This window comes from Flagellimonas oceani, from assembly GCF_011068285.1.
Taxonomy (GTDB): domain Bacteria; phylum Bacteroidota; class Bacteroidia; order Flavobacteriales; family Flavobacteriaceae; genus Flagellimonas; species Flagellimonas oceani.
On the sequence record NZ_CP049616.1, the window covers coordinates 371379 to 393592 of the forward strand.

General features: G+C 46.5%; 25 protein-coding genes. 19 read left to right on the forward strand and 6 right to left on the reverse strand.

Features of this window, described 5'->3' with window-relative positions; translation table 11 throughout:
* Window positions 1-10: 10 nt before the first annotated feature.
* From GVT53_RS01730 to GVT53_RS01795, 14 genes are all read left to right on the forward strand, one after another.
* Window positions 11-958 carry a PorP/SprF family type IX secretion system membrane protein gene (locus tag GVT53_RS01730; RefSeq protein WP_166247131.1) on the forward strand — a complete coding sequence of 316 codons (948 nt, stop codon included), beginning with the start codon at window positions 11-13 and terminating at the stop codon, window positions 956-958.
* An 11-nt stretch (window positions 959-969) separates the two neighbouring features.
* A complete protein-coding gene (locus tag GVT53_RS01735) occupies window positions 970-2919 on the forward strand; it encodes an OmpA family protein (RefSeq protein ID WP_166247132.1) in 1950 nt (649 codons plus the stop codon).
* Window positions 2920-3308: 389 nt separating this feature from the next.
* Complete coding sequence (locus tag GVT53_RS01740; protein ID WP_166247133.1) at window positions 3309-4199, forward strand: hypothetical protein; 891 nt, start codon at window positions 3309-3311, stop codon at window positions 4197-4199.
* Between the two features lie 501 nt (window positions 4200-4700).
* Window positions 4701-6350, forward strand: coding sequence for a hypothetical protein (locus GVT53_RS01745; RefSeq protein ID WP_166247134.1), 1650 nt, complete (start codon window positions 4701-4703; stop codon window positions 6348-6350).
* The gene (locus GVT53_RS01750) at window positions 6299-6730 is read left to right on the forward strand and encodes a hypothetical protein (RefSeq protein WP_166247135.1); all 432 of its coding nucleotides are present in this window, start codon (window positions 6299-6301) and stop codon (window positions 6728-6730) included. Before GVT53_RS01745 ends, GVT53_RS01750 begins: the two co-directional genes overlap by 52 nt.
* 230 nt (window positions 6731-6960) lie before the next feature.
* A complete protein-coding gene (locus GVT53_RS01755; RefSeq protein ID WP_166247136.1) occupies window positions 6961-7536 on the forward strand; it encodes a hypothetical protein in 576 nt (191 codons plus the stop codon).
* Window positions 7537-7667: 131 nt separating this feature from the next.
* A complete protein-coding gene (locus GVT53_RS01760; protein ID WP_166247137.1) occupies window positions 7668-8771 on the forward strand; it encodes a hypothetical protein in 1104 nt (367 codons plus the stop codon).
* Window positions 8772-8784: 13 nt separating this feature from the next.
* Window positions 8785-9435, forward strand: coding sequence for a hypothetical protein (locus GVT53_RS01765; RefSeq protein WP_166247138.1), 651 nt, complete (start codon window positions 8785-8787; stop codon window positions 9433-9435).
* 76 nt (window positions 9436-9511) lie between these two features.
* A complete protein-coding gene (locus tag GVT53_RS01770) occupies window positions 9512-11506 on the forward strand; it encodes a T9SS type B sorting domain-containing protein (protein ID WP_166250390.1) in 1995 nt (664 codons plus the stop codon).
* Window positions 11507-11554: 48 nt separating this feature from the next.
* On the forward strand, window positions 11555-12463 hold the full coding sequence (locus GVT53_RS01775; RefSeq protein ID WP_240905114.1) for a PorP/SprF family type IX secretion system membrane protein: 909 nt from the start codon (window positions 11555-11557) through the stop codon (window positions 12461-12463).
* Between the two features lie 57 nt (window positions 12464-12520).
* A complete protein-coding gene (gene idi, locus GVT53_RS01780) occupies window positions 12521-13054 on the forward strand; it encodes an isopentenyl-diphosphate Delta-isomerase (RefSeq protein ID WP_166247140.1) in 534 nt (177 codons plus the stop codon).
* Window positions 13051-13458, forward strand: coding sequence for a 6-pyruvoyl trahydropterin synthase family protein (locus GVT53_RS01785; protein ID WP_166247141.1), 408 nt, complete (start codon window positions 13051-13053; stop codon window positions 13456-13458). Before idi ends, GVT53_RS01785 begins: the two co-directional genes overlap by 4 nt.
* A 5-nt stretch (window positions 13459-13463) precedes the next feature.
* Entirely contained in the window at window positions 13464-14432 is a 969-nt protein-coding gene (locus GVT53_RS01790; RefSeq protein WP_166247142.1) for a type I phosphomannose isomerase catalytic subunit, read from the forward strand.
* Between the two features lie 28 nt (window positions 14433-14460).
* Window positions 14461-14733 (forward strand): hypothetical protein, encoded by a 273-nt coding sequence (locus GVT53_RS01795; protein WP_166247143.1) that lies wholly within the window; start codon window positions 14461-14463, stop codon window positions 14731-14733.
* On the opposite strand, the gene GVT53_RS01800 is transcribed toward GVT53_RS01795, so the two are convergent.
* Together GVT53_RS01800 and GVT53_RS01805 are read right to left on the reverse strand one after the other, a co-directional pair.
* Window positions 14730-15431, reverse strand: coding sequence for a DUF4369 domain-containing protein (locus GVT53_RS01800; protein WP_166247144.1), 702 nt, complete (start codon window positions 15429-15431; stop codon window positions 14730-14732). The two genes, GVT53_RS01795 and GVT53_RS01800, sit on opposite strands and share 4 nt — an antisense overlap.
* Window positions 15432-15474: 43 nt before the next feature.
* Window positions 15475-16737, reverse strand: coding sequence for a DUF819 family protein (locus GVT53_RS01805; RefSeq protein WP_166247145.1), 1263 nt, complete (start codon window positions 16735-16737; stop codon window positions 15475-15477).
* A gap of 252 nt (window positions 16738-16989) precedes the next feature.
* Between GVT53_RS01805 and GVT53_RS01810 the strand changes: the two genes are divergently transcribed.
* Both GVT53_RS01810 and GVT53_RS01815 read left to right on the forward strand, forming a co-directional pair.
* Window positions 16990-17157, forward strand: a complete 168-nt coding sequence (locus tag GVT53_RS01810; protein ID WP_166247146.1) for a lmo0937 family membrane protein — start codon at window positions 16990-16992, stop codon at window positions 17155-17157.
* Window positions 17158-17396: 239 nt separating this feature from the next.
* Entirely contained in the window at window positions 17397-18167 is a 771-nt protein-coding gene (locus tag GVT53_RS01815; RefSeq protein ID WP_166247147.1) for a S1/P1 nuclease, read from the forward strand.
* A 5-nt stretch (window positions 18168-18172) separates the two neighbouring features.
* Here GVT53_RS01815 and GVT53_RS01820 read toward each other — a convergent pair whose 3' ends face one another.
* Complete coding sequence (locus tag GVT53_RS01820) at window positions 18173-19045, reverse strand: AraC family transcriptional regulator (RefSeq protein WP_166247148.1); 873 nt, start codon at window positions 19043-19045, stop codon at window positions 18173-18175.
* 213 nt (window positions 19046-19258) lie between these two features.
* Here GVT53_RS01820 and GVT53_RS01825 point away from each other — a divergent pair, with 213 nt between their 5' ends.
* Window positions 19259-19636, forward strand: coding sequence for a hypothetical protein (locus GVT53_RS01825; protein WP_166247149.1), 378 nt, complete (start codon window positions 19259-19261; stop codon window positions 19634-19636).
* A gap of 50 nt (window positions 19637-19686) precedes the next feature.
* On the opposite strand, the gene GVT53_RS01830 is transcribed toward GVT53_RS01825, so the two are convergent.
* Together GVT53_RS01830 and GVT53_RS01835 are read right to left on the reverse strand one after the other, a co-directional pair.
* Window positions 19687-20319 carry an MOSC domain-containing protein gene (locus GVT53_RS01830; protein WP_166247150.1) on the reverse strand — a complete coding sequence of 211 codons (633 nt, stop codon included), beginning with the start codon at window positions 20317-20319 and terminating at the stop codon, window positions 19687-19689.
* A 67-nt stretch (window positions 20320-20386) separates the two neighbouring features.
* On the reverse strand, window positions 20387-20740 hold the full coding sequence (locus GVT53_RS01835; protein WP_166247151.1) for a DUF6249 domain-containing protein: 354 nt from the start codon (window positions 20738-20740) through the stop codon (window positions 20387-20389).
* Window positions 20741-20836: 96 nt separating this feature from the next.
* Here GVT53_RS01835 and GVT53_RS01840 point away from each other — a divergent pair, with 96 nt between their 5' ends.
* Window positions 20837-21454: an RNA polymerase sigma factor gene (locus GVT53_RS01840; RefSeq protein WP_240905115.1), complete on the forward strand. Its 618-nt coding sequence runs from the start codon at window positions 20837-20839 to the stop codon at window positions 21452-21454.
* Window positions 21447-21857 (forward strand): hypothetical protein, encoded by a 411-nt coding sequence (locus tag GVT53_RS01845; RefSeq protein WP_166247152.1) that lies wholly within the window; start codon window positions 21447-21449, stop codon window positions 21855-21857. Before GVT53_RS01840 ends, GVT53_RS01845 begins: the two co-directional genes overlap by 8 nt.
* Here GVT53_RS01845 and GVT53_RS01850 read toward each other — a convergent pair.
* Window positions 21854-22210, reverse strand: a complete 357-nt coding sequence (locus GVT53_RS01850) for a DoxX family protein (RefSeq protein WP_166247153.1) — start codon at window positions 22208-22210, stop codon at window positions 21854-21856. The two genes, GVT53_RS01845 and GVT53_RS01850, sit on opposite strands and share 4 nt — an antisense overlap.
* Window positions 22211-22214: the final 4 nt, after the last annotated feature.

The following is a 22214-nucleotide window of genomic DNA, read 5'->3' on the forward strand; positions in this document are numbered from 1 at the left end:
TATGGATAGCATGATAAAGAAACATTTTTTAACCACCTTATTGTTCATTGGAATCTTGTCCACGGGTCTATTTGCTCAGCAAGATGCCCAGTATACACAATATATGTACAATACCTTGAGCGTAAATCCTGCCTATGCGGGATCTAGGGGACAGCTGAGTTTTGCGGGACTTTACCGCTCACAATGGGTAGGTTTGGACGGAGCTCCGGAAACCTTTACGCTCAATCTTCATTCGCCCATAAGGAACAGCAGATTGGGCTATGGTATTTCCATAGTGAACGATAATATTGGAGACGGTGTGGTGCAAGAGACCTATCTGGACGCCGTTGTATCCTATACCATCGATGTATCCATGGATGCCAAATTATCTTTTGGATTAAAGGCAGGTGGTAATATGTTGAATCTGGATTTTAATGGATTGAGGAACTTCGACCAAGAAGTCGTCAACCAAAATAACATAGACAACAAGTTCACACCGAACTTTGGATTGGGCATCTATTACCATACCGATAAATTTTATGCAGGAGTCTCAGCTCCCAATGTGCTGGAATCTGAATATTTTGATAATGACAATTCAGGTGAAGGCGTCAACTTTTTGTCAGCCGAGCGTATGAACATTTACTTGATAACAGGGTATGTTTTTGATATTGGGCCAGACCTTCAGTTTAAACCGGCCCTGCTTACAAAGGCCGTTAGTGGAGCCCCCTTGCAGGTAGATCTTTCCGCAAGCTTCTTGTTTGCCGAAAAATTCAGTTTTGGGGCGGCATACCGTTGGGATGCTGCAGTAAGCGGTTTGGTTGGGTTTCAGGTAACCGACCAGATTATGTTGGGATTGGCCTACGATCGCGAAGTGACCGAATTGGGCGGGACACAGTTCAACGATGGATCTTTTGAAGTGTTCCTGAGATTGGAATTGTTGAAATCCTTCCAGAGAACCATATCACCAAGATTCTTTTAAATTAGATTATAATGCCGAAAAGAATACTCATATTATTCATTATCGTTTGCGGATTTTGGGGCAAAGTCTTTGCCCAGCAGGACAGTATTCCCGATAAGCAGATAGAACGGATTATGGAAAGAGCCGATCAGCGGTACGATCAATATTCCTTCAGTCCGGCAATCGACATCTATAAAAAAGTGTTGGATAAAGGCTATACCTCGCCCGATCTGTTGAAAAGGCTGGGAAATTCCTACTATTTCAACGCCAAGTACCAAGAAGCGGCGGAGACGTATAAAAAGCTTAAAGCAGCATACCCCGATCAAATGTCCGTGGAAGATGTGTTCCGATATGCACAAAGTTTAAAATCGGTCGGCAACTACGAACAGGCTACCGCGATCATGCAAGATTTTAGGGAGATGACCGCTACCATGTCGGATTTTGATGCGGATTACATGGCCAAAATCGAGAAAAATTCGGGCCGTTACACCGTTAAAACATTCCCCTATAATAGCAAATATTCCGATTTTGCGGCGGCCTACTACGAAAAGGGGCTCATTTTTGCTTCTGATCGCGATACGGGAAACTTTGCAAGGTACAGGCACACGTGGAATGCGAGGGATTTTTTGGACCTATACAAGGTAAATGCCGATAGTGCTTCCAATAACAATGTGGTAAAATTGGGGGGCGATGTCAATACCCGATTGCACGAGTCTACATCCGTAGTGTCCAAAGATGGGACAACCATGTACTTTACCCGCAATAATTTTTTTGATGGCAGAAAAAAGAAGGACGAAGAAGGAATTATTAGGTTAAAGATCTATAGCGCAGAAAATATAGATGGAGAATGGCTAAATATAACCGAGCTTCCCTTTAATAGCGACTCCTACTCCGTGGCCCACCCCATGTTGAGCCCCGATGGCAAAAAACTCTATTTTGTTTCCGATATGCCCGGAACCTTGGGCGAGTCCGATATTTTTGTCACCGATATTATTGGCGATGGTACCTATGGACCCATCAAAAATTTGGGAAGAAACATCAACACCATGGCCCGTGAAACCTTTCCTTTTATCACTAAGGATGGGGTGCTTTATTTTTCTTCGGATGGTCACCAAGGATTGGGAGGATTGGATGTTTTTGCAACAAAAATAGCTTTCAACGACTATACCCAGCCCGTAGTCAATGTTGGCAAGCCCGTCAATACACCAAAGGACGATTTTTCATTCATTTTTGATTCGGACGACAAAACAGGATACTTCTCATCCAACAGGGATGGAGGCATGGGAGATGACGACATTTACGAGTTTGTGGAAAACGAACCCTTGGTGCTGGATTGCATTCAAGAGATCACGGGAACTGTTCGAGATCGTATTTCCAACGAGGTCTTGGCAGGAGCTACCGTTAAAATTATTGATGAGGAAAACAATGAAATTTCATCGACCATAACCGATTCCGATGGTAACTACATCCTCATGTTGGATTGTTCAAAGGGTAATTTTGTAAGGGCCTCCAGGGACGGTTACGTTCCGGCAGAAGAATATTTGCCCATTTCCGATGGAAAACCACGTATCGTCGACTTTTATTTAGAGCGCGATCTGGTAACCGGTGGATTTGGTGATGATCTGGCCAAATTATTACAGTTGAGTACCATATATTTCGATTTAAATAAATTCAACATAAGGCCGGATGCCGAAATAGAGATTCAAAAGGTAATCGTAGCCATGGAAAAATATCCAAGTCTTAAAATCAAGGTGAATTCACATACCGATAGTAGAGGTGTGGACGCCTACAACCTTTGGTTGTCACAAAAAAGAGCGGAATCCACAGTGGATTATATGATCTCGAAGGGTATTTCCGCCGATAGGCTCCAAGGCGAAGGTTACGGAGAGACACGTTTGGTCAACGATTGTGCCAATGGGGTACAATGTTCAGAAGAACAACATCAGTTAAACAGAAGGTCGGAATTTATTATTTTTGAATAAAGGCATCTAGGCTATTGAATATAAACGGCTCCAAAATGGAGCCGTTTTTTTTGGTTGTGAACTAAACTGATCAGCATCTTCACCATACCCATTTATTAGGTTTATCACCAGAGTCTCGTAAGATTCAACCTACGCAAACAACTGTCTTTTTGGGGTTTCATCGATAAGCAGTCTTAAAAAAATCTAAAAAAGATACTGGGGTAACCTCAAGATTTGTGCGCTATACAATTCTATTTCATCGGTTCACAACAATTATTTTCTAAGCCTAAAAGCGAGGGTAATTTTGTATGCGGTTTAATTCGGTGAGATGGATCATGTAATAACCGACTGACCAAAATAGTATAAAATCAACAAGCTACAGTAATACAATTTTCATTAATAGTAACCTCATGAAAAAGAGCATTCTAGCCCTATTGTTCCTTCTTTTTACAGGAATTGCCTTTTCACAGACAACCGTTACCCTTCAGGACCAATGCAACTGTGAAGTCCTTAAAGGTACCGATGTTTCCAATCCAGGAGCCACCAGTCCATCTGGTGCTGATTTAGGAGACATTTACGTAAACACCAATACTGGCACCATTTATTTCTGGGATGGAGATTCTTGGGAATTGACATCCACGGACGACCAACAGCTAACTGGCTTCAATTTTGATGATGTTACCAATATTTTGTCATTGTCCTTGGAAAATGGAGGAAATGTAAATGTTGATTTAAGTAGTTTGAAGGATATTTTTACCGATTCAAATACAGCGGTAACCTCATTTGATATTGATGGAACAAACACCAATTTGGTCATAACCGATTCTGATGCCAATACCTTTTCAGTGGCGTTGGCTGATCTAGCCGCTTTGATAGATACGAATACGGACAGCCAGGACCTGAGCCTGAGCGGCGACGAGCTGAGCCTTACCGGGGATCCTACAGCTACGCCGATCGACCTTGGGGCTTACACGGAGACGGTTACCGGGGCGAACGACATCACCGTTACCGACGACGGTAGCGGGAACTATACTGTGGACTATGCCGATGGAGACAAGGACGACACCAACGAGCTGTCCGACCTGAGCCTTGACGGGAGCAACGTGCTGACCCTGAGCAACCCTGCCACGGGAGGGAACTCTGCACCTGAGCGGCCTTTTGGGCACCGACAGCCAGGACCTGAGCCTGAGCGGCGACGAGCTGAGCCTTACCGGGGATCCTACAGCTACGCCGATCGACCTTGGGGCTTACACGGAGACGGTTACCGGGGCGAACGACATCACCGTTACCGACGACGGTAGCGGGAACTATACTGTGGACTATGCCGATGGAGACAAGGACGACACCAACGAGCTGTCCGACCTGAGCCTTGACGGGAGCAACGTGCTGACCCTGAGCAACCCTGCCACGGGAGGGAACTCTGTGGACCTGAGCGGCCTTTTGGGCACCGACAGCCAGGACCTGAGCCTGAGCGGCGACGAGCTGAGCCTTACCGGGGATCCTACAGCTACGCCGATCGACCTTAGCGGTTACCTTGACAATACGGATAATCAGGACCTAACGATAAGCGGCAACACGTTGAGCCTTACTGGCGACGCGACCCCTGTTACGCTCCCTACTGCGGACGGTTCGGAGACCGTTATCAACGACGGTTCGAACACGACTGTGAACGGCAGCGGTACCAGCGCGGACCCCTATACGATCGATGTTCCGGCGAACACCGACAGCCCCTGAGCCTGAGCGGCGACGAGCTGAGCCTTACCGGGATCCTACAGCTACGCCGATCGACCTTAGCGGTTACCTTGACAATACGGATAATCAGACCAACGATAAGCGGCAACACGTTGAGCCTTACTGGCGACGCGACCCCTGTTACGCTCCCTACTGCGGACGGTTCGGAGACCGTTATCAACGACGGTTCGAACACGACTGTGAACGGCAGCGGTACCAGCGCGGACCCCTATACGATCGATGTTCCGGCGAACACCGACAGCCAGGACCTGAGCCTGAGCGGCGACGAGCTGAGCCTTACCGGGGATCCTACAGCTACGCCGATCGACCTTGGGGCTTACACGGAGACGGTTACCGGGGCGAACGACATCACCGTTACCGACGACGGTAGCGGGAACTATACTGTGGACTATGCCGATGGAGACAAGGACGACACCAACGAGCTTACCTTACGCGGTAGTGGTGCACCTTCAAGTGCACCAGTCAATAATAATTCAGGTGTGACTTATGTTGATACCAATGCAGGCCAGTTATATATATATGATGGTTTTTCTTGGAGTATTGTTGGTGGTAGTGCCACACCAGGAGATGCAAGTGATAGCAATGAGCTCATAACTTTTTTTGGAATAAATGGTACTGATCTTCGGATTACGGAGTCAGGAACAAACTTTGATATTCCTTTAGCAAGTATTAACACCGACAGCCAGGACCTGAGCCTGAGCGGCGACGAGCTGAGCCTTACCGGGGATCCTACAGCTACGCCGATCGACCTTAGCGGTTACCTTGACAATACGGATAATCAGGACCTAACGATAAGCGGCAACACGTTGAGCCTTACTGGCGACGCGACCCCTGTTACGCTCCCTACTGCGGACGGTTCGGAGACCGTTATCAACGACGGTTCGAACACGACTGTGAACGGCAGCGGTACCAGCGCGGACCCCTATACGATCGATGTTCCGGCGAACACCGACAGCCAGGACCTGAGCCTGAGCGGCGACGAGCTGAGCCTTACCGGGGATCCTACAGCTACGCCGATCGACCTTGGGGCTTACACGGAGACGGTTACCGGGGCGAACGACATCACCGTTACCGACGACGGTAGCGGGAACTATACTGTGGACTATGCCGATGGAGACAAGGACGACACCAACGAGCTGTCCGACCTGAGCCTTGACGGGAGCAACGTGCTGACCCTGAGCAACCCTGCCACGGGAGGGAACTCTGTGGACCTGAGCGGCCTTTTGGGCACCGACAGCCAGGACCTGAGCCTGAGCGGCGACGAGCTGAGCCTTACCGGGGATCCTACAGCTACGCCGATCGACCTTAGCGGTTACCTTGACAATACGGATAATCGGACCAACGATAAGCGGCAACACGTTGAGCCTTACTGGCGACGCGACCCCTGTTACGCTCCCTACTGCGGACGGTTCGGAGACCGTTATCAACGACGGTTCGAACACGACTGTGAACGGCAGCGGTACCAGCGCGGACCCCTATACGATCGATGTTCCGGCGAACACCGACAGCCAGGACCTGAGCCTGAGCGGCGACGAGCTGAGCCTTACCGGATCCTACAGCTACGCCGATCGACCTTGGGGCTTACACGGAGACGGTTACCGGGGCGAACGACATCACCGTTACCGACGACGGTAGCGGGAACTATACTGTGGACTATGCCGATGGAGACAAGGACGACACCAACGAGCTGTCCGACCTGAGCCTTGACGGGAGCAACGTGCTGACCCTGAGCAACCCTGCCACGGGAGGGAACTCTGTGGACCTGAGCGGCCTTTTGGGCACCGACAGCCAGGACCTGAGCCTGAGCGGCGACGAGCTGAGCCTTACCGGGGATCCTACAGCTACGCCGATCGACCTTGGGGCTTACACGGAGACGGTTACCGGGGCGAACGACATCACCGTTACCGACGACGGTAGCGGGAACTATACTGTGGACTATGCCGATGGAGACAAGGACGACACCAACGAGCTGTCCGACCTGAGCCTTGACGGGAGCAACGTGCTGACCCTGAGCAACCCTGCCACGGGAGGGAACTCTGTGGACCTGAGCGGCCTTTTGGGCACCGACAGCCGAGCCTGAGCGGCGACGAGCTGAGCCTTACCGGGGATCCTACAGCTACGCCGATCGACCTTAGCGGTTACCTTGACAATACGGATAATCAGGACCTAACGATAAGCGGCAACACGTTGAGCCTTACTGGCGACGCGACCCCTGTTACGCTCCCTACTGCGGACGGTTCGGAGACCGTTATCAACGACGGTTCGAACACGACTGTGAACGGCAGCGGTACCAGCGCCCCTATACGATCGATGTTCCGGCGAACACCGACAGCCATGAGCCTGAGCGGCGACGAGCTGAGCCTTACCGGGGATCCTACAGCTACGCCGATCGACCTTGGGGCTTACACGGAGACGGTTACCGGGGCGAACGACATCACCGTTACCGACGACGGTAGCGGGAACTATACTGTGGACTATGCCGATGGAGACAAGGACGACACCAACGAGCTGTCCGACCTGAGCCTTGACGGGAGCAACGTGCTGACCCTGAGCAACCCTGCCACGGGAGGGAACTCTGTGGACCTGAGCGGCCTTTTGGGCACCGACAGCCAGGACCTGAGCCTGAGCGGCGACGAGCTGAGCCTTACCGGGGATCCTACAGCTACGCCGATCGACCTTAGCGGTTACCTTGACAATACGGATAATCGGACCAACGATAAGCGGCAACACGTTGAGCCTTACTGGCGACGCGACCCCGTTACGCTCCCTACTGCGGACGGTTCGGAGACCGTTATCAACGACGGTTCGAACACGACTGTGAACGGCAGCGGTACCAGCGCACCTATACGATCGATGTTCCGGCGAACACCGACAGCCAGGACCTGAGCCTGAGCGGCGACGAGCTGAGCCTTACCGGGGATCCTACAGCTACGCCGATCGACCTTGGGGCTTACACGGAGACGGTTACCGGGGCGAACGACATCACCGTTACCGACGACGGTAGCGGGAACTATACTGTGGACTATGCCGATGGAGACAAGGACGACACCAACGAGCTGTCCGACCTGAGCCTTGACGGGAGCAACGTGCTGACCCTGAGCAACCCTGCCACGGGAGGGAACTCTGTGGACCTGAGCGGCCTTTTGGGCACCGACAGCCAGGACCTGAGCCTGAGCGGCGACGAGCTGAGCCTTACCGGGGATCCTACAGCTACGCCGATCGACCTTAGCGGTTACCTTGACAATACGGATAATCAGGACCTAACGATAAGCGGCAACACGTTGAGCCTTACTGGCGACGCGACCCCTGTTACGCTCCCTACTGCGGACGGTTCGGAGACCGTTATCAACGACGGTTCGAACACGACTGTGAACGGCAGCGGTACCAGCGCGGACCCCTATACGATCGATGTTCCGGCGAACACCGACAGCCAGGACCTGAGCCTGAGCGGCGACGAGCTGAGCCTTACCGGGGATCCTACAGCTACGCCGATCGACCTTGGGGCTTACACGGAGACGGTTACCGGGGCGAACGACATCACCGTTACCGACGACGGTAGCGGGAACTATACTGTGGACTATGCCGATGGAGACAAGGACGACACCAACGAGCTGTCCGACCTGAGCCTTGACGGGAGCAACGTGCTGACCCTGAGCAACCCTGCCACGGGAGGGAACTCTGTGGACCTGAGCGGCCTTTTGGGCACCGACAGCCAGGACCTGAGCCTGAGCGGCGACGAGCTGAGCCTTACCGGGGATCCTACAGCTACGCCGATCGACCTTGGGGCTTACACGGAGACGGTTACCGGGGCGAACGACATCACCGTTACCGACGACGGTAGCGGGAACTATACTGTGGACTATGCCGATGGAGACAAGGACGACACCAACGAGCTGTCCGACCTGAGCCTTGACGGGAGCAACGTGCTGACCCTGAGCAACCCTGCCACGGGAGGGAACTCTGTGGACCTGAGCGGCCTTTTGGGCACCGACAGCCAGGCCGAGCCTGAGCGGCGACGAGCTGAGCCTTACCGGGGATCCTACAGCTACGCCGATCGACCTTGGGGCTTACACGGAGACGGTTACCGGGGCGAACGACATCACCGTTACCGACGACGGTAGCGGGAACTATACTGTGGACTATGCCGATGGAGACAAGGACGACACCAACGAGCTGTCCGACCTGAGCCTTGACGGGAGCAACGTGCTGACCCTGAGCAACCCTGCCACGGGAGGGAACTCTGTGGACCTGAGCGGCCTTTTGGGCACCGACAGCCAGGACCTGAGCCTGAGCGGCGACGAGCTGAGCCTTACCGGGGATCCTACAGCTACGCCGATCGACCTTAGCGGTTACCTTGACAATACGGATAATCAAGATGCTTCAGAAGTAGATTCGGATACTCCTGTTGATGTAGATGGCGATGGAAATACGGAAGCTACGGTGGAAGATGTAATCCAAGATATTGCCCCAATTATATCTAAGGCAGCAAGAATTTTCTATCCACCCTCAATTGCTATCGATGCATCGAGCAATGGAACAGGTAGAACGTTGAATTTATATAGTCAATATGTGGCTCAATATGGTAGTCCTGCAGTAGCAAGTGCCGGAGCGCCTGCTGCGATTCCGACTTATGGTCCAACAGAACTATACTATTACATCACCTATGCTGATCCAACAGTATTCGATAATATGGTTATCGATGCCAATGGTGTGTTGACCTATGATATAATTGGTCAGCCAGCGGATTACAACGCGTTGATCAATGTGGTCTTTGTGGTAAAATAATAATGAATAAAGACAAATAGATTTGAAATCCAACACCTCATATAAGTCTTTATTCATTGGACTGTTTGTTCTCTTTATGGGAATCAACTTTGCAAGTGCCCAATTTTTGTTGCAGGCACCCAATACCGGAGATGAGCACAATTACCAATGGTACGAAGCATCGGACACTGGAACCGTTTTGGGTACCAATTCATTTTATGAAGCCACCCAACCCGGTGTATACTTTGCAACTTACGATGGTACGCTATGTGGTTCCAATGCAACGGGTTATTTTATCCTGACCGATTGCGAGGCACCTAACAATGAGGTGGTTCTGGATATCTCAGCCAGCGTTCCTTCCGGAGCAACAGTAAGTTGGACACCGGCTTTATCTGGCGACCAAACCAGACCGACCGTTACCAGTACACAAACAGTAATGCGGTATGTGGCCACCATCACCAAAGTGGGCAACAGTAAAGAACTTCCACGATTTACGGTGGTCTGTATGAGCCAGGCTGCTAATTTGATGGACGATTTGGTTACTGTCAATGAAGATGCATCCGTAGCCATTCCCATTTTTGATAATGATACCGATTTACCAATTGTGGGTGTTTTGACCACTACGACTCCGACAAACGGAACGGTAGATATTGATGACAATGGCACAGCAAACAATCCGACCGATGATGTGGTGACCTATACTCCAAATCCAGATTACAATGGAAGCGATAGTTTCGACTACACCATCTGTAACTCTTTTGGGGACTGCAGCACCGCCACAGTAACCGTAAATGTACTTCCGATTGTGGATACGTTTGACGACTCGGTAACGACAACAATGGACGAGGATATACAAATTTCTTGGAGGGCAAACGATAACGATATACCTACTACGGGAACGATCACCGTTACTGATCCATCAAACGGAACAGTAGTGCTAAATGACAACGGAACCGTAAATGATCCTTCCGACGATGACATTACCTATATCCCAAACACTGATTTTATAGGTGCCGACTCTTTTGATTATACGGTTTGCGATGCAAATGGTAATTGTGGCACAGCTACAATAACAGTTATAGTGGACTCCTTACCACCTCCAGCTCCTCCAGTGGAAGTAGTAATTGATGCTGATGGAGATGGAATCCTTGACATTTTTGAGGATTTGAATGTTGACAACGACAACGACCCATCGACCAATCCAACAGATACAGATGGAGATGGAATCCCTGATTATTTGGATATCGATAGCGATAATGATGGTATTCCCGATAACGTTGAGGCACAGCCCGCCTTGGGATACGTTCCACCAAGTTTGGTCGATGCGAACAACAATGGAGTGGATGATGCCTATGAAAGTGATGGCAACATCGGGTTGATTCCAGTTGATTCCGATAATGATGGTATACCGGATTATGTGGACGAGGATAGCGATAACGACAATGTGCCCGATGCCATTGAAGCGCACGACCATGACCATGATGGTGTTCCAGAGGTGACCTTGATAGGTTCCGATAAGGACAACGATGGCCTCGACGATGGCTTCGAAGGAGGAACCGTTATAGATATTGATATAAATGATGAAATGGACGCACCAAGTACCGCTCTACCGGACAACGATGGCGATGGCATACCTGATTTCAGGGACTCTGACGACGACGACGACGGCATCGAAACCATGGATGAGGATAGAAACGGTGACGGTAACTACGCCAATGACGATGCCAACGAAAATGGAACTCCCGATTACCTAGATCCAGATTTGGGCGAGTTGAACACAGACGGCGAAGAAGTGGACGTGATCAATGTAATTACCCCCAATGGAGATGGAGTGCATGATGTTTTAGAGATTCGAGGACTTGAAAACTACCCTAACAATACCGTAAGAATTTACAATAGATGGGGAGTAATGGTATTCCAGACCAAGGCATACAATTCAAGTGGAAATGTATTTGACGGCACCTCCCAAGGAAGGGTGACCGTAGATCAGGACAATAAACTCCCAGTTGGTACGTACTTCTACGTGATAGATTACCAGGACAACGGAGGCAATACAAAACAGCTTACGGGCTACATATACATTAACAGATAAACAATGGTTACTGTGGTGAAGAAACTCTTAAAAGAAAAAATCCAATGCATGCTGGGCTTGCTAGTTCTCGGAGTGGGGACCATACAGGCACAGCAAGATGCCCAGTACACCCAATATATGTACAACACCGTAAGTGTCAACCCGGCCTACGCAGGCTCCAGGGGCCACTTGAGCATAGCGGCATTGTACCGGAACCAGTGGTTGGGTCTCGATGGGGCACCAGAGACACAGACCTTGAACGTCCATACCCCGGTCGGGTACCGTGGTGTAGGTTTGGGACTGTCCATTGTTAACGATAAAATAGGCCCCACCTCCGAAACCTATTTTGATGTAGATTTCTCCTATACCATCCAAACAGGTTGGGAAGGAAGGTTGAGCTTTGGGTTAAAGGCCAGCGCCCACATGTTGGACATCCGTTATTCCGAGTTGGATGAGTTCGAGATAGACCCACAATTGCAATCGCAGCAGGACATACAAAATAAATTCTCTCCGAACATCGGGGCAGGAATATATTACCATACCGATAGGTTTTATGCAGGACTCTCCGCTCCAAGAATATTGGAAACCACCCATTTTGATACCTCTTCCATATCAACGGCAAAGGAGCAAATGAACCTTTACCTGATCACCGGTTATGTTTGGGACTTGAACCCGGTTTTAAAGTTCAAGCCTACCCTGTTGACCAAAGCCGTTCAAGGGGCACCATTGCAGGTAGACCTTTCCGCAAACTTTATGTTCAACGAAAAATTTATAGGGGGCGTTGCCTACCGTTGGGATGCGGCATTCAGTGGCCTATTTGGCTTTATGCTTTCCGATCAGTTTATGATAGGCATGGCATACGATCGGGAAATTACCGAACTCGGGGCTGCCACCTTCAACGATGGTTCCTTCGAAATTATTCTACGTTACGATTTTATCAGAAGTATCGGAAACTTGAAATCCCCACGCTTCTTTTAGGAAGAATTTATCCATCAATCCTCCTTTATTTAACTTCAAAGGTCATATTTTTACCTTATGAAAGAGGAAAAAGTGATACTTGTAAATGAAAAGGACGAGCCCATTGGTCTAATGCCAAAAATGGAAGCTCATGAAAAGGCCCTGCTCCATAGGGCATTCTCGGTTTTTGTAATGAACGCAAATGGAGAGACCATGCTTCAGCAGCGGGCCAAGGAAAAATATCATTCCCCATTATTGTGGACCAACACCTGCTGTAGCCATCAACGGGAAGGCGAAAGCAATATTGATGCTGGAAAACGAAGACTCATGGAAGAAATGGGCTTCACCACCGAGCTTAAAGAACTATTTCATTTTATGTACAAGGCTCCTTTTGACAATGGCCTTACCGAACACGAGTTCGATCATGTAATGGTAGGTTATTTTGAAGAAGAACCCAACATCAACCCCGAAGAAGTAGCGGCATGGAAATGGATGCATCCCGAGGATATCAAAAAAGATATAACGGATAATCCTGATGACTATACAGCCTGGTTCAAAATAATTTTTGAACGTTTCTACGACCACCTTATGGAAAATACCCCTGCGCAATGAGAGTAAAAGCAAGTAGGAAGGCCACTTTTAATGCAGCGCACAGATTGCACCGTTCAGATTGGGACGAAGAGAAGAACCAAGCTGTTTTTGGTAAATGCAACAATCCTAAATACCACGGACACAATTACGACCTGATCGTAAGCGTTACCGGGGAAATTGACCCGGAAACCGGGTTTGTAATGGACCTAAAAGTACTCAAGGATTTGATCAAGGAACATGTGGAAGAAGCACTGGACCATAAAAACCTGAACCTCGATGTCCCTGAATTCAAGGATTTGAACCCTACCGCGGAGAATATAGCAGTAGTGATTTGGAACAAGTTAAGACCTCATATTAAACAAACTAAGGAATTGGAGGTGGTACTTTATGAAACCCCTCGCAACTTTGTAACCTATACCGGATAAAAAAAATGAACCTATACCCGTTAAAATTCAAGCCTATTCTTAAAGAACGACTTTGGGGAGGAACCAAGTTAAAGGACGTATTGCACAAACCTATTGAAAGTGATATTACCGGCGAGAGCTGGGAACTTTCCGGGGTAGATGGTGATATTTCCGAAGTGTCAAATGGAGATTTGTCGGGCACTTCGCTCCAAAGTTTGATGGAAGAGCGCGGTGAGGCACTTTTGGGAAAGAGCGTTGTGGAACGTTTTGGCAGCGATTTTCCAATTCTCATCAAATTTATCGATGCCAAGCAGGACCTTTCCATACAATTGCACCCCAACGACGAGTTGGCAAAAAAACGTCACAATTCCTTTGGAAAAACAGAGATGTGGTACATTATGGATGCCGACCCCGGCGCTAAACTGATCGTAGGCTTCAACAAAGATGTTGAAAAGGAAGAGTATGTGGAAAGTATTGAGGCCGGTACTCTTACCGATTTAATGAATTATGAAGAAGTGGGAGAGGGGGACACTTTTTTTATCAATACAGGCAAAATCCACGCCATAGGGGCAGGAGTGCTCTTGGCAGAAATTCAACAGACATCGGACATCACCTACAGAGTGTTTGATTTTAATAGAAGGGACAAGGATGGAAATCTCAGGGAATTGCACACCAGTTTGGCTGTAGATGCCATCGACTATGAAAAGAAGGACGATTTTAAAGTGGATTACGCCAAAAAAGTGGATCGGGTCAATGCAATGGTGGATTGCCCATACTTTAAAACGGACTTTTTGGAACTGACCAAGTCTATGAGGCAAGATTTGACCGATCGAGATTCCTTCACCATTTTTATGTGTGTTGGCGGTGAAGCCACCATCAAAAACGATTGGGGAAGCGAGCCTGTAAAAAAAGGTGAAACCGTTCTCATTGCTGCATCAAGCAGTTATGTTGAAATAGATGCCCAAAGCGCTAAACTTTTACAAGTTACTATTTAATGGTATCTTTAATAAAAACAACCGTGTTATGCCAAGTATTCGTGATTTAAAAAAAGATGTCAATTTTGTATTGGGCGACATTATTGAAGCTGTCTACATTTGGGAAGCCGGCTCCGGAAACAAAGAGTCCGAAGAGGGTACCGTAATCATAGACGAAGCCATTGAGGTATATGACGACCTCATGAACAAAATCAACCAGAAAAAATTGGAGGATAATAAGGCCCACTTTAAATCCATACGAAAGGAACTTGAGGAAAAGGCCACCAAGCTGGTCGAACAATTGAACAATTTAGAAGCCTAGTTCTTTTTATCCAAGAACGCTTTAAATTCCTTGCCGTATTTGGATGCTGCCACTTCGGGGGACAATCCTTTGTAAATGGAATCCAAATATTTTGGATTGGCTTCGCTGGCCTCGGTCATCATAATATACGGAGTGGCGTAGGAATCCCCATTGTTAAGACCGAAATTCAAGGCATATCTGTATCTGCTTACCGTATTTTGATTGACCAATCTTTGTAAAGAATCCAAGACAAGGGAATCTTTCACTGTATCAAGACCAGAAGCTTGTTGCAACAGGCCCAGTTCCTTTATATTGAATTTGGAAGCCATTTCTTGAAATTCCAAAAGCTTTTTATGGGATGTGGAACCAGAAATCTCAACATCGGTATCAAAAGTGTTCCATGCCGTGTTGATGACAATGTTTCCAGGTTCCCCAAAAAAGGTAATCCTATCGTTGATATCGTTATGGTCTTCCTTCTCCAAGTACAGATAGAATACTTCCGGTTCGCTCACTTCAGTGGAAAAACTGAAAGCGCCATCACCCTTTATTTCCAATGAATCCAGAACGGCCAATGTGGAATCTTTAAACTGCTGCAAATACAGGGTTCCTTTTTTTAATCCCTTAATGTTCCCGCTAACGGTCATGGTGTTTTCTGTGCTTTTTTCGCAGGACAGCACGGTAAATCCGATAAGTAATACAAACAATATGCGCTTCATCATAAAATTTTTGGCTGGGCAAAGATGCATAATCTTCTGAAAATATTTAAACATTGGAAGCTACTTCCATCAACAAAGCACATAAATATGCTCCTGCGGTGCCCACGACATAGCCAAAAACTGCCAAGAGGATTCCCACGGAGGTCAGGGAGGGGTGGAACTCTGCCGCAACCACTGGTGCGGATGCTGCCCCACCTACATTGGCCTGACTGCCCACCGCCAAGAAAAAGAAAGGTGCTTTTATGAGTTTGGCCATTAAAATGAGAAGTCCGGCGTGTATGGTGATCCAAATTAAACCTATGGCAATAAGGCCCGGATTGTCCAATACCTTGCCCAGATCCATTTTCATACCGATAGTGGCCACCAATATGTAAATGAACATGCCGCCAATTTTACTGGCACCGGCGCCTTCATAGTTTTTGGCCTTCGTAAACGATAGGCCAATGCCGATGGCAGTGGCAAAAACGACCATCCAAAGAAATTCCGACCCAAGGGATGACAATATTTTCTGTGGATTGCGAACAACTTCGAAATTATTTTGAAGGAACACAGCGAAATGGTGTCCGACCAAGTGGGCAATTCCAACGCCCACAAAGGCAAAGAACAATATCATGATAAAGTCCTTGAGGGTAGTGACCCGTGCAATTTTTTCGGTGTGGGCGGATACTTTTGCCTTGAGTTCTTCAATGGAAGAGGTATCGGCTTTTAGCCAACGGTCTATTTTGTCGGTTTTGCCAACTCCCAAAAGAATAACGGCCAACCAAAGGTTCGCTACTACGATATCGATAAGTACCATGCCGCCATAGTTTTCTTGGTTGTATTGGAAAACCTCCAACATTGCAGCTTGGTTGGCCCCTCCACCGATCCAACTTCCCGCAATGGTCGCCAATCCGCGCCAAACGGCATCCGGACCAACACCTCCCACGGTTTCGGGAGAAAATATGGAAACGATCAGGATGGCTATTGGGCCACCGATCACAATGCCCACGGTTCCGGTTAAGAACATCACCAAAGCCTTGGACCCCAAATTTATAATGGCCTTGAGGTCAATGCTCAGCGTCATTAAAATTAGCGCGGCGGGCAACAGATACCTACTGGCCACATAATAGGTCTGTGATGCCGATTCGTCCACGATACCTACACTGGCCAGAATAGCGGGCAGCAAATAGCACATAAGTACTGTTGGGACCACACCATAAAATTTGTTCCAAAACCCACTTTTAATGGAAGAAGTGTAAAAAACAAAACCTAAACAGAGACAAAGTAGCCCAAAGATGACGGTATCTTGGGTAAAAGGTAGTTGGTCCATATATTTTTAGCTAAAAGCCCAAATATAGGAAAATCGGTGGGGTAGAAGCACCAACCAGATAAAAATGGGACGCTCCTTTGGGCACATTTGGTTTTAAAGGTATTTTACAGTCGCTAACAGTTTGTGGATTAATCAAGTGGAAAGACTTCTAGACTAAAACGGTATTGCGTTAACAATTACTCGAATTGAAACAACGACCTAACCAATTTTTAGATACTTTTAAGAAGTATAAACACTAAAAACCTAGAACAGATGAGAAGTTTACTTTGGCTGGTAGCCGTGATTTGCATAATTATTTGGGTGTTGGGATTTTTTGGCGTAGTGGCCGGAATGGGCACCAGCAGTCTAATACACATTCTACTGGTAATCGCAGTAATTGCCATTTTGTACAATATTATTTCGGGACGGAAACCATTATAAAGGTATCCAGAGCACCAAAAACCCAAAAAACAGTTGTGAACGCTTCACAACTGTTTTTTTTTATGGGATAAGGGGTCTTTCAAAAAAGAAAAAATACTGACTATTGTTTTTGGCTGGATTGATCTCTAAATTCGGAGTCATGGTAAAAAATCCCAAAATTGCAAAATAGGTTGTCCAATGATAAAACATTCTGAAATTTGATTGGACGCACTGCCGCTACACTAAAGAAACGTTGTAAAATGAAAAAAACCTTATTCCTATTGCTTTTATTTCCCGTTTTTGTGTTCGGGAACGCCACTTGGGGCAAAACAGGTCATCGTGTTACCGGTGAAATAGCCCAGGATTATTTAACTGGTAAGGCCAAAAGGGCATTGAAGGATCTTTTGGACGGACATAGCCTTGCCTTTGTCTCTACTTTTGCGGACGATATAAAAGCGGACCGTGCCTTTTCAAAATATTCGGCATGGCATTATGTAAACTATCCCTTGGGTACAAGCTATAGGGATTCCCAAAAGAGTGAATATGGGGATATTGTTATGGCCATTGAGGAATGCACCCAAAAAGTAAAGGATGAACGCAATTCACGCGAGGACAGGGTATTTCATCTGAAAATGCTTATCCATTTAATAGGTGACCTGCACCAGCCCATGCATGCGAGCAGGGCAGAAGACAAAGGGGGAAATGATATTCAGGTGCAGTGGTTCGGTGAAGGGAGCAATTTGCATAGGGTCTGGGACAAAAATTTGATAGAATCTTACGGGATGACCTATACCGAACTGGCCGATGAATTGAGCAAAGTGGACAGGAAACAGCGCAAAAAAATCCAAGAAGGCACCATTTACGATTGGGTGGACGAATCCCATGCAATATGTGCGGAACTATATGATTCGGTAGAAATTGGTGATCAACTTGGCTATCGCTACTCCTATGATTACAACGATTTACTTTTTCAGCAATTGCAAAGGGGCGGCCTACGTTTGGCCAAGGTCTTGAACAATCTGTTTGCCTAAAACTGTTAGGACTGTAAAACCGTTTTTAACTGATTTCTGTACTCCGATGGGTTTTGCCCAGTAAATGCCTTGAAGGATTTGTTGAAGTGCGAAAAATTATTGAAACCAGAATCGTAGCATACCTGGGTAATGCTCATAGGCTGCTCGGCCAATAATTTGGAAGCGTGCACCAATCTGTATTCGTTCACGAACTGTGTAAATGTTTTGTTGGTGATTTTTTTGAAGTACCTACAAAAAGAGGGTACCGTCATACTTACCATATCGGCAATCTCTTCCAGACTGATATCTTCTTTAAAATTGGTTTTTACGTGGTTGAACACAATATTGATACGGTCGTTGTCCTTGACCTCGGTCTCCATGGAAAACCCTTCAGCGTTCAATACATGGATTTCCTTGGAGGTGGCCAAGATGTTCAATATGTTAAGAATGGATAACAATCGTTGAAAATCCGTCTGGTATTCCAATATTTCCATTTTTTCCCCGACCTTCATTTTGGTCTTTCCAGAAAAAGCGATGCCACCTTTGGCGACTTCGAAGAGCTTTTGGATGTTTTTCATTTCGGGAATATTAAAGAAATCACTTCCCAAAAAATCGGCCTTCATCTGTACCAAGGTCTCGCTCTTGTTGCCCGTAAGTTTGTCCGTAAAGCCACAATGGGGCAAATTGGAACCTATTAATATAAGGTCCCCATTCCTATAATAGGATACATGGCTGCCAATTTGCCTTTTTCCGGACCCACCGTTCACATATACCAACTCCAATTCGGGGTGGTAATGCCATCCATTGTTCTTGTTCTCATTGTTTTCGTTGAATTTCTGAAAAGTAAATGAGTGCCCAAAACTGGGTGCGATTGCTTCAAATGCCGGTTTTTGAATCATTTAGCGCAATTTTTTGTTGGGTATTGTAAAATTACAAATATGTCTTTTATACAAATGTCCACAATATTAACGCAAAGGTATGCTATTTTATCATTAATACTATGTTAAATCACCTACCATGTTAATATAGCATATAAAGTGGAAAAAGGAGTGGTATTCCTGTGCGCTATTGCACCATACATTTGTACTGTAATCTTAAAAAAACGAAATGTTATGAAAGTAGTAAAGAATCTAACAGTAGCGGCGGCCCTTTTGATAAGTGCAATTGGGATGGCCAATGGAACCACAACCGATTTTGGCAAAAAAGTTGTTGCCAAGTACGAAGTTGAAAAGAATTTGGTAAAAGTAAACCTTGATCCTGTATTCGTAAGAAAAGGTCAGAAAATTATGATGAACCTTTTGAACGTTTCCAAAGGAAAGGTGCTTTTGAAAGTATACGATAGCGAGGACAGACTTGTTTTTGACGAAGCTATCGATGGTGATATCGTAGTTGAAAAAGCATTCAACTTTGAAAAAGCCTTTAAAGATGAATATACCATTGTTGTAGTGGACAAATTTGGAACCTACAAAGAAACTATGGTAGTAAGATAGTTTGTTTAGTTAATTTTTATGTGCATTGGGGGTCGAGAGGCCCCCTTTTTTTATGCCCATTTTTCAAGTTTTTTCCTTTTGCTCTCGGGGAGCGCTTCATTGTTCAGGGCCCAACTTAGAACATCTTTATCTTTCGTTTTGGCAAAAAGGAGGGTGTAGAACGCCTTGACCGTCAAGGGATTTTTTGATTCCTCCACCAGCTCCATGGTATCGCCAACACTGACCTTTCCAGGTTCCAGAACGCGAACATAGGTGCCGGGAAATCCATGATCAATAAATTGCTTCAGGATATCTTGGTCGTTAAACCGGATGCCCAATTTATAACAAGGTTCCCTTGGTTGGGTTATTTGCACCATCGCCCCACCTAATTTATAGATACTTCCTATCCTTAATTGTGATTCGTCCAATCCCTCAAGGGTCAAATTTTCCCCGAACATGCCCCAGTCCCAATCCAAAAGGGGATATTTCTTTTTCCAGTAAGGATAATTGTCCGCAGAAAATAAATAACAGGCCTTGTATATGCCACCGTGGAATCTTCGGTCCACAACGGAATCGTCCTTTACATCTTCCGTATCCAAAAAAAGTGGTTCTTCAACAGGGTATTTGTAGATGCCCGTCAATGTTTCTTTGCCGTTCCAAACAATTTTGGTGGGCTTACCGAGGTTGGTGGAGATAACTTTCATAATGGCAAGTTATAAAAAACCACCGCTTGTGGCGGTGGTCGGTGGTTTAAATTTGATGTGGAAAATGTTAATCTTCCTTTTCCAGTTTCTTGGTCATGGTAAAGCCTGCAAATAGACCAAGCCCGGCCATCATAAAGATGGTGCCAGGATAAGCGACTTCCTCGTCCACGCCCAAACTGTAGTGCAATATGGAGGCAATAAAAATGGCAGCTCCAATACCCATGAGCAACAAGGCCAGGTTTAGGATGATGATTTTCCAAATTGGTGCAGTACCGTTTCTTTTTCCCCTTACAAAAATACTGGCATCGGCCCCTTTTTCAATTAAGGCCAAGCGTTCTTTGTTCCTAGTTGAGAAATAGAGATATGCAATGGCAAAAATGACTCCGAAAATAATTGGTAAAATGATTACTTCTGATCCCATAACTGTTCGTTTTAATGATTATTCGTAATTTTTTTGTTCATAAGCTATGACGACGGTTTTTACGGTCAGGTTACATAATTTCAAAAAAATAATTTTTTGTGTAACCTAAACGGTGCTTCTGGCGTCCAATGTACAATGCTGACCAACAAGGAAAATCAACTCATCTCGGAAATACGCAGGGGAAACACCCGCGCGTTCTCCGATTTGGTGGATACCTACAAGGATTTGGTTTTTACGCTGTCCTTAAGAATGTTGGGAAATCGGGAGGAGGCCGAGGAAGTTGCACAAGATGTATTTATTAAGGTATACAACTCCTTGCCCAACTTTAAAGGTGATTCAAAGTTGTCCACATGGATCTATAAAATTGCTTACAATGCCTGTTTGGACAGGCTAAAAAAAGTAAAAAAGCAACGAATCCATTTGGATATGGAGCATGCGGATAGGATTGATTATGCCGACCTGGATACGGCATTTCATAAAATGGTAGCGGTGGAACGAAGCGAATTAATAGCAGAATGTCTATCTAAACTATCGGCAGAAGATGCAGGTGTCCTTACTTTGTTCTATCTTGAGGAAAAGAACCTGCAGGAAATAGAAAAAGCGACCAACCTTCCGGTGAATACGGTAAAGGTAAGGTTGTTCCGGGCCAGAAAGCGATTGGCCGGTATTATGGATAGGAGTTTGAACAAAGAAATATTTCAGAGCAATGGATAAGTATGATGATAAAAATTTGGAGGCGTTTGTAGATAGGATCATGGAAGAAGCTCCTGTGGAGTCTCCTTCCATCGATTTTACCAAAAATGTGATGCAGCGACTTGAGGTAGAAGCGCCACAACATGTTTTTGAATACAAACCCATACTATCGGGCAGGGTGCTGTCCTTAGGCTTTGTTGCTTTTGTGGCATTGGTGTTCCTATTGGGTTCACAATTGGGTGTGGACAATGGCCAAGGCTGGTTCAAAAATATGGATATGGAAAATTGGTTTCATACCAATTGGAGCTGGATGGCGGATTACAGTACCTCCAAAACCATGGTGTATGCCTTTATTTTTCTAGGACTGATGTTTTTTGTGCAAGTGCCTTGGTTGAAAAGGTATTTGGATAAAAGTGTTTTTTAAATGTAAGCGTAATAATACGCCCAATACATCAAAAAGAATTGCAGTGGAATCCGAAGAACCAAAATCCATTTGGGAATTCCGGCGGATGCTTTTTCGCCCGAAAGCATATAAAAATGTACCGATAAAAATATGCCCAACATTAAAATGATGCCGAAAGTGCTCAATTTTCGGGTAGCATCAAAACATACGCCTATCCCCAATACAATTTCTGCGATTCCGCTCAAATAGACCAGAAGCCTGTGGTCGGGCAGGTACATGGGCATAATGCGCATATACATTTTAGGTTTTATAAAATGCATTAAACCAGCAAAAATGTACATTCCCGCCATTACATATAGATGCCATGGAGCCATAAAC